This is a genomic window from Mycolicibacterium gilvum (genome assembly GCF_900454025.1).
Lineage (GTDB): Bacteria > Actinomycetota > Actinomycetes > Mycobacteriales > Mycobacteriaceae > Mycobacterium > Mycobacterium gilvum.
Genome location: NZ_UGQM01000001.1, coordinates 4,134,240 through 4,148,305 on the forward strand (window position 1 = coordinate 4,134,240; position 14,066 = coordinate 4,148,305).

Here is a 14,066-nt window from a genome sequence, read left to right on the forward strand (position 1 = left end):
GCATTCCGGCAGCGGAAGTTCGAGTGTCCGTCTGCCTACACGCAATCTCGGCGGGTCAGCGGCGGCGTCTGCGGCGGCCGGTGCCGAAGATGCTGCGGGTGATCTCGCGGCCGATCACGGTGCCCGCCGAGCGCATCGCGCTCTTGAACGCGGGGTTCGCCATCATCTGGTCGAGCAACCCCGGCTCCGCCGGCGCCGGCATCGGCGGCATCGGCGGCAGATCCCCGGGTGGCGGCACGTACACCGGTGGCTGCTCGGCGACGACCGGCGGTGGCGGAGCCAATCGGGCGGCCAACCGCTCGTACGCCGACTCCCGGTCGACCGCCCGGCCGTACTCGGCCTGCAGTGGGCTGGCGTGGGCCGCCGCGGTGATCGCGTCGGGACCGATGGTGTCCATCAACGACCGCGGTGCCCGCATCCGCGTCCAGGCCACCGGCGTCGGCGCGCCCCTCTCCGAGAGGACCGTGACGATCGCCTCGCCGGTCCCGAGGGACATCAGCGCCGACTCCAGGTCGTACACCGTCGTCTTCGGGTAGGTGCGGACGGTCTTGGTCAGCGCCTTCTGATCGTCGGGGGTGAAGGCCCGCAGCGCGTGCTGGATCCGGGCGCCGAGCTGACCGAGCACCTCTTTGGGGATGTCGGTGGGCAGCTGGGTGCAGAAGAGCACGCCGACACCCTTGGATCGGATCAGTTTCACGGTCTGCTCGACCTGGTCGAGGAAAGCCTTCGACGCGTCGGCGAACAACAGGTGTGCCTCGTCGAAGACGAACACCAATTTGGGCCGATCGAGGTCCCCGACCTCGGGCAGCGTCGTGAACAGATCGGCGAGCACCCACATCAGGAATGTCGAGAACAGCACCGGACGCGCGGCCTGCGGACCCAGTTCCAGCAGCGTGATGATCCCTCGGCCGGAGGCGTCGACCCGCATCAGATCCTCGGGTTCGAGTTCGGGCTCACCGAAGAACGTGTCCGCGCCCTCGGCCTCCAGATTGACCAGGGCGCGCAGGATCACCCCCGCGGTCGTCGAGGACACCGCGCCCAACGCCTTCAGCTGCGGCTTGCCCTCATCGCTGGTCAGGTACTGGATGACCGACCGCAGGTCCTTCAGATCCAGCAACGCCAGCCCCTGCTGATCGGCCCAGTGGAAGATCAGCCCCAGGGTGGACTCCTGAGTCTGGTTGAGTCCCAACACCTTCGACAGCAGCACGGGCCCGAAGCTGGTGATCGTCGCACGCACCGGCACGCCCAGACCCGCCGAACCGAGCGACAGGAATTCCACCGGGTAGGCCGTGGGGGCCCACTCGTCGCCGGTGTCGGCTGCGCGCTGAGCGACCTTGTCATGGGGTTCTCCGGGCCGCGACAGCCCCGACAGGTCACCCTTGACGTCGGCCATCACCACGGGCACGCCGGCTGCCGACAACTGTTCGGCCACCACCTGCAGCGACTTCGTCTTCCCGGTACCCGTCGCGCCGGCGACCAGGCCGTGCCGGTTGAGCGTGGACAGCGGAATGCGCACCCGGGCAGCGGGATCACAGACGCCGTCGACGACGACGGCGCCGAGTTCCAGCGCGGCGCCCTCGACGGCGTAACCAGCGGCGATCTGCTGCGCCGGCGTTCCGGACGGGTCGGTGGTCATGCCTCGAACCCTACTGGCGAGCTGTCTATCAGGCGGGTCCCGGAAGCCGGTTCGCGGCGCGGGGCTTACTGTTGAGCGCTGTGCGAGACGAACTGGTGTGGATCGACTGCGAGATGACGGGGCTGGACCTCAAGACCGACCTGCTGATCGAGATTGCGGTGCTGGTGACCGATTCGGAGCTCAACATCCTGGGCGACGGCCTCGACGTGGTGATCCACGCCGAGGACTCGGCGCTGGACTCGATGATCGACGTCGTCACCCAGATGCACACCAAATCCGGGCTGATCGAGGAGGTCCGCGCGTCGACCGTCGACGTGGCCACCGCGGAGGACATGGTCATGACCTACATCCGCGAGCACGTCCGGCAGGCCAAGACCGCCCCGCTGGCCGGCAACTCGATCGCCACCGACCGCGGCTTCCTCGCCCGCGACATGCCCAAACTCGACGATTACCTGCACTACCGGATGATCGACGTCAGCTCGATCAAGGAACTCTGCAGACGCTGGTATCCGCGGATCTACTTCGGCCAGCCGGAGAAGGGCCTCGCGCACCGTGCGCTGGCCGACATCCACGAATCGATCCGGGAACTGCGCTACTACCGGCAGACCGCCTTCGTCGCGCCTCCCGGTCCGTCGACCAGCGACATCGCGGCCGTAGCCGCCGAACTCGGCCCGAACGGGCCCACCGATTCGGCTCCGGGGGACTCGAGCGGCTAGTATTGCCAAGCCGCTTTCACGAGCGGCGATGGTGGCTGTAGTTCAGTTGGTAGAGCACCAGGTTGTGATCCTGGCTGTCGCGGGTTCGAGTCCCGTCAGCCACCCCGAACGGAAAACGCCGCCTACTCCGGTAGGCGGCGTTTTCTGTCTCTGCGGACGTCCGGTTACAGGTTGGCGTTGCCGGCCTTCCACTGCTCCCACGGGATGTTCCAGTCCCCGAGCCCATCGGTGCCCGGCAGCGGCGAGCCGACGGTGTTGACGATCTCGACGATGTCACCCCGCTTGGAGTTGTCGTAGAACCACTTGCCGTTGCTGGTGCTCACGTTGATGCAGCCGTGGCTGACGTTGCTCTCCCCCTGGCTGCCCACCGACCATGGAGCGGCATGGACGTAGATGCCGCTATAGGAGATCTGCGTCGCCCAGTCCACCTCGGTGCGATAGCCGTTGGCCGAGTTGACCGGAACGCCGTAGGTCGACGAGTCCATGACCATGTGCGACCGGCGGTCGCCGACGATGTAGACACCGTTGTTGGTGGGCGTGCTGTTCTTGCCCATCGACACCGGCATGGTCTTGACGACCTCACCGTTGCGGCGCACCGTCAGCGTCTTGGTGCTGTCGTCGACGGTGGTGACCATCTGGTCGCCGATCGTGAAGCTCGTCGACACGTTGTCCTGACCGAACAGCCCGTCTCCGAGGTCGACGCCGTACGTGTTGACCTCGACCTCGACGGTGGTCCCGGGCTTCCAGTACTTGGCTGGGCGCCAACGGACTTCGCGGTTGTTGAGCCAGTAGAAGGCTCCCTCGACCTCCGGGGTGGTCTTCACCGTGATCGCGCGCTGCGCGGCGAGGCGATTGGGGATGTTCTCGTCGAACCGGATGGCCACCGGCTGGCCCACACCGACGACCTCACCGTCGTTCGGGAGCACGTACGGCATCGTCAGATTCTCCGGCGAGTGGGTCTCGAAGGTCATCTGCCGGCTGGTCACCCCGCCGAGGCCCAGTGCCTGTGCGGTCAGCGTGTAACGCTTGTTGTAACCGAGCGGCTCCGCGGTCTCCCACGTCAGCCCGTCCTCGGTCAATTCCCCCTCGACGGCCTTGCCGTTCTCGTTGACCATCGACACTGCGCCGAGCACGCCGTCCTCGGCGCTCACGGTCACAGGTGACCCTGCGCTGACGCCGACCGCCCCGTCCTGAACGGACGCGTTGAGCTTCGGGACCAGCAGATCCCCGAACGGGGTTCCCTTGTCCGAGATAACCTGTGGTGTCGGCGCTTCCGTGCTACCACCGCACCCGGTGAGACCGAACACCATCGCACCGACCAACGCAGCAGCCACCGCACCGGATGTCCTCCAGCGCGCGCGGCCCGCGGATTCAACCCACCCCATACTCACTCCACTTCACATCCGGGATTTCGCCCATGAACCGTTGGCGACAAGTCTACGGTGAGTTTTCGCCGGGGAGCGTGACCACGATGTCAGCTCCGAAAACCGCGCGGACGTCGGGATTTCTTCCTTTGAGCGCGGGCCTGTTATTGTCTCACACGCGCGCCGTTAGCTCAGTTGGTAGAGCAGCTGACTCTTAATCAGCGGGTCCGGGGTTCGAAACCCTGACGGCGCACCACACAGAAACCCTGCTCAGGCGGGGTTTTTGTCGTTTGCCGCCTCGGCATTCGGGCGGGCCGGAACGCCGGAGCCCGGCCCGCGTCCCACACCGCAGAGATCGGCCAGGCACTGCACGCCGTTCTCGATCCCGCGGGCGAGCGTGTCCACATCGGGTGCGGTGTCGTAGTCGGCCGTGATGCCGAAGGAGAATCGACGCGCGTAGCTGAGCATCGCGATTCCGGTCCGCAGGTGAAGCGCAATCTGCGGGATGGGCAGGATCTCCACCACCTTGCGACCCAGCACTCGCTGCCGGCCGCGGGGACCGGGGACGTTGGTCGCCAGCGCGGTCACCGACTTCTGCGGCAGTCGGGTGAGAAAGCGGATCGTCCACGCCGACAGTGCGAATGGGATGTTGCCGGCTGCGGCGAAGACGGCGGTGCCACCCTCCCGCTGGCCGCTGCCCTTGGCGCGGAGCAGCCGCCGGTGGACGATGTCGAGTTGCCTGACCGGATCGGGTTCGTCCACCGGCAGCATCGCCGACACCCGGTTGTCGGTGACGTCGAAGTCGCTTGCCGAGCGCATCGACACCGGCACCAGCGTGCGCAGCGTGCGGGGTCCGGGTGATTCGCCGCGGGCGAGCAACATGTTCCGGTAGCCGCTGGTGATGGCCGCCAATGCCACGTCGTTGAGCGTCACGCCGAAGTGCCGGCTCACGTCTTTCATGACGCCGAGGTCCACCGTCGCGGCGCTGAAGCGACGCATCCCGGTGACGGGCCCGTTCAGCGAGGACTCCTGGCCGGGAGCGAGCACGCGAGCTGTCAGCTCTGCGGCCCCCACGATGGCGTGCTCGGCAGCGCTACCGACGGTCAGGGTCGCCCGCCACGCACCGCTCATCCAGGCCACCGGGTTGAGTCGCGGCCGCAACAGGCCCACGATCGACGAGCCCGATTCCCGGGCGGCGCGGATATCGGCGGCGAACGTCTCACCTGCGCCGTCGTCGCTCAGCTTCGCCAGCATCTGCGCGGTCGCGATGCCGTCTGCGATGCAGTGGTGGATCTTGATCAGGGTCGCCCACCGTCCGGCGGCGAGCCCCTCGATGATCCAGCACTCCCACAGCGGTCTGTCACGGTCGAGTCGACGTTCCATGATGGTCGCGATCATCGCGAACAGTTCGGCGTCGGCACCCGGCGCCGGTACCGCCACGCGATGCAGGTGATGGCCGATGTCGAAATACGGGTCATCCACCCACTCGGGAGCGGCGAGATCGAAGGGCCGCATGCGCACGATCTGTGTGCAGCGCGGGATTCTGTGCGCGCGCTCGGCGAAGACCTCGATGAGCTCGTGGTAATCCGGTTGCGGCCCCTCGATGATCGACACGGCGCCCACAGCGAGGCTGACGTGCGGGTCGGAGTCCTCGGCCTGCAGAAAGCTGGCGTCGAGCGTGGTCAGATGCTGCATCTCATGACACTGCGCCTCCGTCCGGCCGTCGCGGCAGGGTCACAAGTCCTCACCCTCGGGATTGGGCCGTCAGAGCAGAGCCTGGTAGGGCCGGAAGGCCCTGTTGATCGCCGACGTCCTGCGCTCACCATCGGGTGAGGAGGCATGGCAGTGGACAGGCATTGGCTGGTGATGGAGGGCGCCGGGCCGCGCGCCCGGTATCGCTCCCGGTTGGCCGGGGCGGGGCGGCACCTGCCCCCGACACATCTGAGCACCCGTGACCTGATGGCGAGCACGCGGCACAACACACACATCGACCTGGAGCGGCTGATCGGCATCCGCGACCGACGGGTGTCCACCGGTGACGAGGACTCCTGCAGTCTGGCCACGGCGGCGGCCGTGGACTGCCTCGACAGAGCCGGGCAGGACGCCGCGGGGTTGGACGTGGTGATCAACTGCAGCATCACCAAGTTCCGTGACGGCCTCACCCAGTGGATGGAACCGACGATGAGCGCCGCGGTGGCGCGCGCGATAGGCGCCGAGCACGCCATGACCTTCGACCTGTCCAACGCATGCGCCGGGATGCTGACCGGCGCCACGGTTCTCAACAACTGGATCCGGCAGGGCACCGTGCAGAGGGGGCTGGTGGTCAGCGGGGAGTACATCTCCCAACTCGGCCAGAACGCGGCCCGCCACATCCGCAGCATCATGAGCAAGGAGTTGGCGTGCCTGACGTTGGGCGACGCGGGGGCCGCGCTGTTGTTCGAACGGGCTCCCGCCGACTCGGCGGCCGGTATCAGCCTGGCGGGATTCACCACGATCGCCGACCACAGCAGGCTCTGCCTGGCCTACCCCAAGGGCGACGACCCCGGGGCCCGGATGTTCACCGATTCCCGGGGCATCCAGCGGGCGGCGATCGCCGCCACTCCTTACCTGCTGCACGAGGTGCTGGACGCGGCGGGCATTTCGATCGGCGACATCGATCACGTGATCACCCATCAGACATCCGCGCGCGCGATCCGCAAAGGCATGGCCGCGCTCACCGAGTCCTTCGGTGGCGGTCCCCGACACGATGCGGTGATCACCGTCGATCGCTACGGCAACACGGCGTCGACGACCCACACCGTGGCGCTGGTCGAAGAGCTCGAAGCCGGACGGATCCGTGCCGGCGAGACCATCGCGCTGATCGCGTTGGCGTCCGGTCTGGAGATCGGCGTCGTGCTGCTCACCCTCGATGAGGAGTTGGTGAACCGCTATGGGCACCGTGATTGAGCGCATCGACCTCGCCCGGGGCGGCTGGCGTTCCCGCCACAGCGCGCTGCACCTGGCCGTCGCCGCGGCCAGGACGTGCCTGCAGCAGGCCAGACGAGACGCCGATGACGTCGATCTGTTGATCAACGCGGGAATCTACCGTGACCGCAACCTGGCCGAACCCGCACTCGCGGCGCTCATCCAGCAGGACGTCGGGGCGAATCCCGAAAACCCGCACAGCGAGGGTCACGGCACGTTCTCGTTCGATGTGGCCAACGGAGCGTGCGGGGTTCTCACCGCCCTACAGATCGTCGACGGCTTTCTGCGCTCCCGCACCATCGCGTGCGCGCTGGTCGTGGCGAGCGACGCGGACCCGGGTCGCCGACACCGCGAGTCGTTTCCGTTCGCTCCCGCCGGGGCGGCTCTGCTGTGCAAATGGACCGACGACGTCGGCGGTCTCGGCCCCGTGTCCTGGTTGAACACCACCGATGGCGGCGAAACATTCTGTGCGACAGTCGGACTCGAGGATTCACGCAACGTGCTTCGGTTCCAGGTCTCGGCCGGGCTGGACGAACACTTCGCCACCGCGGGAGCGGAGGCGGCGGGTCGATGCCTGGAGGCGTCCGGTGTAGCGCTCTCTGCAGTCGACGTCATCGTCGCGGCCCCCGCTCGGGCAGGCTTCCGGGCAGCACTGGCAGCGAAGCTGGGGACTGCTGCGGAGCGCATCACCGTCGCCGACGACGAGCGGACGCACACGGCCGCGCTGCCGACCGCGCTGCACCGCGTGTCCGACGAGATCCCCCCGGGTGGGCGCATCCTCCTGGTCGCCGTCGGGGCTGGAATCACCGCAGGGGCGGCGCTGTACCGAAAGCCTTTGCCCGCAACATAATCCGGCAGCGAGTCGGGCTACGCGGCGGCCGACCCCACCGCCACTCCCGCCTGCGCGGCGCCCGCCCCGGCCCCGACGGCCACCGTCGGCAGGGACAGCGACACACTCTCGACGTCGATGAAGCCGACCTGGAAGAGATCGAGATACGGGGTCGCAAACCCGGCCAGTTGCAGCGTGAGCGTTCCGCCGGGCACAGCCGTGTAGGCGATCTGTTCCAGATCGATGGTCACGGTCTGGGTCCGGCCGTTGAGGGTGACCGGGATCGGTGTCACCAGGTTGCCGAGGACAAGCCCGGTGGCGTCGTCGACCAACTGCCCGTAGATGTGGGTGGCGGTGCCCAGCCCCGAGTAGGTCAGCGTGATATCCGGTGCCCCGACGATCTGGGTGCCCGCGGGTGCGGCGATCTCCAGGTTCAGCGCCAGCGACGCCTCCGAGGCCAGCGCCGGCGACACGATCAACGGGGTCGGCGACTGGGTCTGCGGGCCCGAACCGCCCAGAATCGGAATGATGGGCAGGAACCCGCCGTCGCTGTCGGTGACGATGGGATCTCCGTAGAAGTCGGGTTCTGTCGGAAGCAGGTCCGACGAGTGGTAGGCACCGGTCTGGTCGAACCATTCGAACCGGGGACCGGTCGGAATCAACTCGTTGCCGCGCACGTACCGGTCGAGCCAGTCCAGCGTCGTGTTCACCAGCAGCGGCGTCTGGATCGGGTTCAGCGGATCCAGGCACACCCCGTGCCCGCCGCACGCCCAGATCATCTCCACCGGAACGCCGTTCGCGTCGAGCAGCATCGCGTTGGCGACTGCCTGGGCAAGCGTGAACAGGCCGTCGGCCGTGCCCTGGATCAGCAGGGTCGGCGCCGTGATCGAACTGACCAGCACCGTCGGGCCGCTGCTTTCCAGGATGGCCTCCTGGGTCTCGGTGATGAAACCGAGGAGGTCCCCGAGGATGATCGCCGGATAGATCTGGGAGTTGATCCTTGCCCCCGCCTCCAGCAGGTCCAGTCCCAGTAACGTCGCCCATCCGGTCTTGAACGCCTTGGTCGGATAGAGCGCCCGGGTCAGCGAGTTCCATGCGATCACCGGGACGATGGCATCCACACGGTCGTCGATCCCCGCCGTCACCAGTTGGATTCCGCCGCCGTAGGAACCGCCGACCATCCCCATCGTCGGATCCCCGGGTGCGTCCAACTCCGTTTCCGGACGGCCCGCGACCCAGCTGATGATCGCCTGGACGTCGCGCCCCTCGAAGAAGGGGTTGTCGAGTTGCAGGATGCCGCCGGAGGCGAACTCGCCCCGAGGATCCCAGGTCACGACGTTGTAGCCCCCGTCGCGCAGCGGCACCAGGCCGGGGACCAGGTCGAAGACCGTCGTCTCGGAGGTCGGATCGATGTCGCCGGCGCTGCCCAGTCCGGGACCGTTGAGCACCGTCGGCGCGGTCTCGCCGAACTGCAGGCCGCTCGCCGGGAAGAAGTTGGTGCTGATCTGCGTCCCGTCGAACGACGTCACCATCGTGGTGAATGCGACGGGGGCGCCGACGGGAACCAGCTCGTCGACGTCGACGCCGATCGTCGTGATGACGCGGTAGCCGATGATCGGCTGCAGAAGCGCGCCGAGGACCGGCACCTGCTGCAGGCCGATCACGAGGGGCTGCACGAAGTCGCCGATGATCGGGATCTGCTCGAGCAGTGCCATCAGCACGCTCGTCTGGCTGACCATCACGGTGAAGTTCTCGACGCCACGGGAGTCGACCACGGACAGATCCGGCAGGAACGAGAACGTGCCGTCGTCGTTCAGCGTGATCTTGCCGCCCTGATCGGGGCCGTCGAGGAGTGTGTAGATCAGCGGGCGGCCGTTGGTGTCGGTCGCCCCGACGGAGCCGTAGATCACGCCGTCGAGGAAATCTAGCGTCGGGTCGACCGAGATCGGCCCGCCGGCGACGAGCGCCTCGCGCCGCGCGGCGGCGGCCATCGCCCACGACAACGGCGACCCCGAGGGCAGCCCGTCCGGGCTGTATCCGGCGAACGGGCTGAAGAGGTTCTCGACCAGGGTCAGCAGGGGGCTCGCGACGGACGCCGACGCCGTCACCGCCGGCGTCGGCGCGGCCCCGGTGCGCCCCGCGACCGCGGCCGGGCTGGACAGCCATGTGATCGCCTGCTCCTGCCGCCCCGGCGACGTCGCCGGGGCTGCCGCGCCGGCGTCGTCCGGCGTCTCCGCGGGAGCGTCATCGTCGGATGTCGGCGAGGTCGCAGAGGCGGGCGAGGTCACCTGCGTCGACGCATCGCCATCGCTCGTGTCAGGCTTTCTCGAACTCGTCGCGGGACGGTCGTCGGATTCCGCGTCGCCGGCGTCCTCGTTCGCCGCGGGCAGTCCGATGTCACCGTCGGCGTCCTCGCGGTCGGGTTCAGCGGCGCCGTCGGGGTCAGCGGCGTCGTCATCGCTGTCCGGGGCGTCGTCAGCGGGGATGTCCGAATCCCGGGTATCGGTGTCCGCTGCGGTCGTCGGCTCCGATGTGTCTGCAGCACCTGACGTCTCCGACGCCTGCGACACGGACGCTCTGGTGTCGGACCCGTCTGCGGCGGGTTTGGCCGAGGCGACGGCGTTGCCCCCGAGGACGGCGGTGCCGACTCCGAAGGCCACCGCGAGCCCGCCGACGCGACCGATGACACTTGCAGCGTTCATAGTTCCCCCGTCGGGACGGCTAGCAACGCAGCAAACTATAGTCCCGGCCCAGCTTCGCGGTCGTCAAAATTGCGAGAAAAGTTGCGCCGGCATTCGCCCCGCGGCATGCGGATCGGCTGACCGCGGAATACCCTGCCGCACAGCGCTTTTGGTCAACAGTTGGCGCGGGTAGGCGCCGCAACCCCTCCTCGACGACCCCCGGACACGCTGCGCCGGCCCCGGGACTGCATGGTTCCAGCGACGCTGACGGGTGACGGGCCGGTACGCGTCCGCGCACGCCCGGTGAGCTGGCGTTTTACTTTGCGGATGCGCGCGGCGGGGTCAGCGCCGGGCGCCGGGCTGACCCAGCAGCGGGTTGCCCTGGGCCGGGCCCTGGGCGTGCTCACGCTGGTGCTGCTGCATCGCCTGCATCAGCGGGTTCTCCCTCATGAGCTGACGCTTGTCCTCTTCGGACAGTTCGTAGAACGTCCACATACCCCACGCCGCAGGACGGACGTACAGAGTGACCTTCTGCCGTCTGCGCGTGTTCTGCGGCAGCATCGCCGGGACGGCGACGACCCTGTCGAGGGTGACCGCACTGAGGAGTTCCTGGGCGAGTTTGTCCACGTCGGTGGTGTCCTGCAGCTCGTAGACCGATGCCTGGTGGCTCGGTTGCGCAGGGCCCTGCAGGGCGAGGAACCACGACATGCCTCGTCTCCTTCACTAGCTCGTCTGTGACTGCGTCAGCGTAGAGGACTGCGCCGCGTCATCCCGCGCTACCCGACGGGTGATACCTGTCGGAGGAGGACACTTCTATGCTAGAAGTCACACGCTCGTAACAAGACACGACCGCATCTCGACGACCAACGAGTAACGGACAAGCTCACCACGGACTTTGAACTGGGCTTTGTACTGGGCAAAGGCAAGTTCCGGTGTTAGTGTTCCGGTTAGCTGAGCCACGGTGTACATTCACCTGGCGAGGCCAACCACCACGAATCGAGGAATTTGCTGATGTCGAGCCAGGGCGATCCGGTGAGGACCGGCACCGACGGGGCGGACTCAGCACGTGGTGGAGTCGGGCAACATCCGGTGGCGACGCTGAACTGCAGCCGGATCGGACGCGTCGCCAACCCGCCGGGATTCTCGATCTCCGACTGGTTCCGATCCAGCCGTCGACGCTGACCTTCGCTACTGCCGGATCCGGCGGATGGTCAGCACGACCAGCAAAACCCCGACGCCCGCGAGGGAGATGGCGACCGGCGGCTTGGACACGAACCGCACGACACCCGACTTCAGGTCGTCGGCGACGCGGCGCGGGTTGGCCCGCTCGGCCAGGGAATCGACCGTCACCGCCAACTGCTCACGTGCCTGATCGATCTCGGCCTTGATGGTGTCGGGATCCCGGTCTGCCACAGCTTCCTCCAATGCCCTCACACACCACGCGCGCCGGCCGCGCTCCTACCTTCGGTTCTTGTCGAACTACCCTAGTTGAGCCGGGACAGCGACGAGCGCCCGGTCGACCGAAGGAACCGCGCCCGATCGCAGACCCCTTGGAGGGATGACATACCCATGCCGCAAACCCCACGACTCGAGGTCGGCGACAAAGCCCCCGCCTTCAGCCTTCCCGATGCCGACGGCAACACGGTCAGCCTGTCCGACTACACGGGGCGCAAGGTGATCGTGTACTTCTACCCTGCCGCGTCGACGCCGGGGTGCACCAAGCAGGCGTGCGACTTCCGGGACAGCCTCGCAGAGCTGAACGACGCCGGCCTCGACATCATCGGCATCTCACCCGACAAGCCGGAGAAGCTGGCGAAGTTCCGCGACGCGGAGAAGCTCACGTTTCCGCTGCTGTCCGATCCCGAGAAGAAGGTCCTCGAAGCCTGGGGCGCGTTCGGCGAGAAGACCATGTACGGCAAGACGGTGCAGGGCGTCATCCGTTCCACATTCGTGGTCGACGAGAACGGCAAGATCGAAGTGGCCCAGTACAACGTCCGCGCCACGGGCCACGTCGCGAAGCTACGGCGCGACCTGTCCGTCTAGATCTCCGAGGCGGCCGAGCAGCAACGCCTCGGCTGTCGCCGCCCGTTCCAGTACGCCCAGGTGCAGGCTCTCGTTGATGCTGTGCGCCTGAGTGTCGGGGTCCTCGACGCCGGTGACCAGGATCTTGGCCTCCGGGAACGCCGCGGCGAACTCCGCGATGAACGGAATCGAGCCGCCCACACCGGTGTCGACGGCGTCGCGACCCCACGCCTGCCGGAAGGCGTCGCGCACAGCGTCGTAGACCGGCCCAGTCGCGTCGATCGCGTAGGGCTCCCCGAGGTCGCCGGGCGTGACGGTCACCTGGGCTCCCCACGGGGCGCGACTCTCCAGATGCCGCGTCAGCGCCGCGAGGTGCGCCGCGGCGTCGCCGCCCGGCGCCACCCGCATGCTGACCTTCGCGCGGGCGCGGGGAATCAGCGTGTTGGACGCCTTGGCGATGGGTGTGGTGTCGATGCCCACCACCGTGATCGCCGGTTTGGCCCAAAGTCGTTGCGCCACAGAGCCGGAACCGATCTCGGTCACACCGTCGAGGACTCCGGTGTCGGAACGCACCCGCTCCGGTGTGTAGTCGGGGAAGTCGCGGTCGGCGGTATCGGTTTCGTGCAGGCCCTCGACCGCCACGTTGCCGTCGTCGTCGTGCAGGCCTGCCAGCAGCCGGACCAGAACCGTGAGCGCGTCGGGTACCACCCCGCCCCACATACCGGAGTGCAGGCCGTGGTCGAGGGTTGCGACCTCGACCACGCAGTCGGCGAGGCCACGCAGGGACACCGTCAGCGACGGGATCTCGGTGCTCCAGTTGTCGGAGTCCGCGATGACGATGACGTCGGCGGCGAGCAGATCACGATGCTCGGCGAGCAGCCGGGACAGCGACGGTGACCCCGACTCCTCCTCCCCCTCGACGAACACGGTGACCCCGACCGGCGGCTTGCCGCCGTGTGCCCGGAATGCCGCCAGATGCGTTGCGATACCGGCTTTGTCGTCGGCGGTGCCGCGGCCGTAGAGCCTGCCGCCGCGTTCGGTCGGCTCGAACGGAGGCGTGTGCCATTGCGCCGGATCCCCCTCCGGCTGCACATCGTGGTGAGCGTAGAGCAGCACCGTCGGCGCGCCCTCGGGCGCGGGGTGGCGCGCGATGACCGCGGGTGCGCCGCCCTCGGCAACGATGCGGACATCGCCGAAACCCGCGTCGGACAACAACGTCGACACCGCCTCGGCGCAGCGCTGCACCTCCGCGCGCCGATCGGGGTCGGCCCACACCGACTGGATGCGCACCAGGTCTTCGAGGTCGGCGCGCACCGACGGCAGCACGTCGCGGACGCGTTGGACGAGATCGGTCATGCCGTCGAGGTTAGTGCGTTCCGACTCTCGGGCGAGCGTGCGAGAAGTTCGCGATCTGCCCGGCGTGTCCGCCGCGAACACGCACGCTCGCCGGGAGGGGGGTTAGCGCTCTTCGAGGACCGCGACCGCGGCGGCGGTGTCCGCCTCGTGGGTCAGAGACAGGTGGATCGTCACCTCTTTGAGGTGTTCGGCCACCGCCCCCGACAACCGGACCCGCGGACGACCCCACATGTCGGTGATGACCTCGATGTCGCGGTGAATGCCCTCCGGGAGCACGGGCCGCTTCGAGAACCGGGATCCCGACCAGGCCTTGATCACCGCTTCCTTGGCCGCCCATCGCGCCGCGAGATGGCGCGCCGCCGACGAACTCTTGTCGGCGGCGTCGCGCCGCTCTCCCGGCGTGAACGTCTCGGCGAACACCGTCCCGGGCCGGTCCACCTGTTCGGCGAAGTCCGGAATGGAAACGAGATCGATGCCTATCCCGACGATGCCCACGGG

Annotated in this window: 12 protein-coding genes and 2 tRNA genes; 6 read left to right on the top strand and 8 right to left on the bottom strand. The window is 67.9% G+C overall.

The window, feature by feature from the left end; all coding sequences use genetic code 11:
* Nucleotides 1-55 precede the first annotated feature (55 nt).
* Nucleotides 56-1,636 carry a helicase HerA-like domain-containing protein gene (locus DYE23_RS19235; protein ID WP_011893424.1) on the bottom strand — a complete coding sequence of 527 codons (1,581 nt, stop codon included), beginning with the start codon at nt 1,634-1,636 and terminating at the stop codon, nt 56-58.
* An 80-nt stretch (nt 1,637-1,716) separates the two neighbouring features.
* On the opposite strand from DYE23_RS19235, the gene orn reads away from it, so the two are divergent.
* Nucleotides 1,717-2,352 carry an oligoribonuclease gene (orn, locus tag DYE23_RS19240; RefSeq protein WP_041787807.1) on the top strand — a complete coding sequence of 212 codons (636 nt, stop codon included), beginning with the start codon at nt 1,717-1,719 and terminating at the stop codon, nt 2,350-2,352.
* Nucleotides 2,353-2,383: 31 nt separating this feature from the next.
* A tRNA-His gene (locus tag DYE23_RS19245) sits at nt 2,384-2,456 on the top strand.
* 60 nt (nt 2,457-2,516) lie between these two features.
* On the opposite strand, the gene DYE23_RS19250 is transcribed toward DYE23_RS19245, so the two are convergent.
* A complete protein-coding gene (locus tag DYE23_RS19250; protein WP_011893422.1) occupies nt 2,517-3,737 on the bottom strand; it encodes a L,D-transpeptidase in 1,221 nt (406 codons plus the stop codon).
* A 159-nt stretch (nt 3,738-3,896) separates the two neighbouring features.
* Between DYE23_RS19250 and DYE23_RS19255 the strand changes: the two genes are divergently transcribed.
* A tRNA-Lys gene (locus DYE23_RS19255) sits at nt 3,897-3,972 on the top strand.
* A gap of 14 nt (nt 3,973-3,986) precedes the next feature.
* On the opposite strand, the gene DYE23_RS19260 is transcribed toward DYE23_RS19255, so the two are convergent.
* The gene (locus tag DYE23_RS19260; RefSeq protein WP_115327907.1) at nt 3,987-5,411 is read right to left on the bottom strand and encodes a WS/DGAT/MGAT family O-acyltransferase; all 1,425 of its coding nucleotides are present in this window, start codon (nt 5,409-5,411) and stop codon (nt 3,987-3,989) included.
* 144 nt (nt 5,412-5,555) lie between these two features.
* Here DYE23_RS19260 and DYE23_RS19265 point away from each other — a divergent pair, with 144 nt between their 5' ends.
* Together DYE23_RS19265 and DYE23_RS19270 are read left to right on the top strand one after the other, a co-directional pair.
* Nucleotides 5,556-6,662, top strand: coding sequence for a 3-oxoacyl-ACP synthase III family protein (locus DYE23_RS19265; RefSeq protein ID WP_172527813.1), 1,107 nt, complete (start codon nt 5,556-5,558; stop codon nt 6,660-6,662).
* Complete coding sequence (locus DYE23_RS19270; RefSeq protein WP_115327908.1) at nt 6,646-7,530, top strand: 3-oxoacyl-ACP synthase III family protein; 885 nt, start codon at nt 6,646-6,648, stop codon at nt 7,528-7,530. Before DYE23_RS19265 ends, DYE23_RS19270 begins: the two co-directional genes overlap by 17 nt.
* Before the next feature lie 17 nt (nt 7,531-7,547).
* Here the strand turns inward: DYE23_RS19270 and DYE23_RS19275 are convergent, their stop codons facing one another.
* The 3 genes from DYE23_RS19275 to DYE23_RS19285 form a co-directional block, all read right to left on the bottom strand.
* Nucleotides 7,548-10,211, bottom strand: a complete 2,664-nt coding sequence (locus DYE23_RS19275) for a S15 peptidase family protein (RefSeq protein ID WP_115327909.1) — start codon at nt 10,209-10,211, stop codon at nt 7,548-7,550.
* 321 nt (nt 10,212-10,532) lie between these two features.
* Entirely contained in the window at nt 10,533-10,898 is a 366-nt protein-coding gene (locus DYE23_RS19280; protein ID WP_013471305.1) for a hypothetical protein, read from the bottom strand.
* Nucleotides 10,899-11,378: 480 nt separating this feature from the next.
* Nucleotides 11,379-11,603, bottom strand: a complete 225-nt coding sequence (locus DYE23_RS19285; RefSeq protein ID WP_011893416.1) for a DUF3618 domain-containing protein — start codon at nt 11,601-11,603, stop codon at nt 11,379-11,381.
* 156 nt (nt 11,604-11,759) lie between these two features.
* On the opposite strand from DYE23_RS19285, the gene bcp reads away from it, so the two are divergent.
* Nucleotides 11,760-12,233, top strand: a complete 474-nt coding sequence (bcp, locus tag DYE23_RS19290; protein ID WP_115327910.1) for a thioredoxin-dependent thiol peroxidase — start codon at nt 11,760-11,762, stop codon at nt 12,231-12,233.
* Here the strand turns inward: bcp and DYE23_RS19295 are convergent.
* Nucleotides 12,210-13,568 (bottom strand): dipeptidase, encoded by a 1,359-nt coding sequence (locus DYE23_RS19295; protein WP_115327911.1) that lies wholly within the window; start codon nt 13,566-13,568, stop codon nt 12,210-12,212. The two genes, bcp and DYE23_RS19295, sit on opposite strands and share 24 nt — an antisense overlap.
* Before the next feature lie 102 nt (nt 13,569-13,670).
* Complete coding sequence (gene acpS / locus DYE23_RS19300) at nt 13,671-14,063, bottom strand: holo-ACP synthase AcpS (protein WP_172527814.1); 393 nt, start codon at nt 14,061-14,063, stop codon at nt 13,671-13,673.
* Nucleotides 14,064-14,066 lie beyond the last annotated feature (3 nt).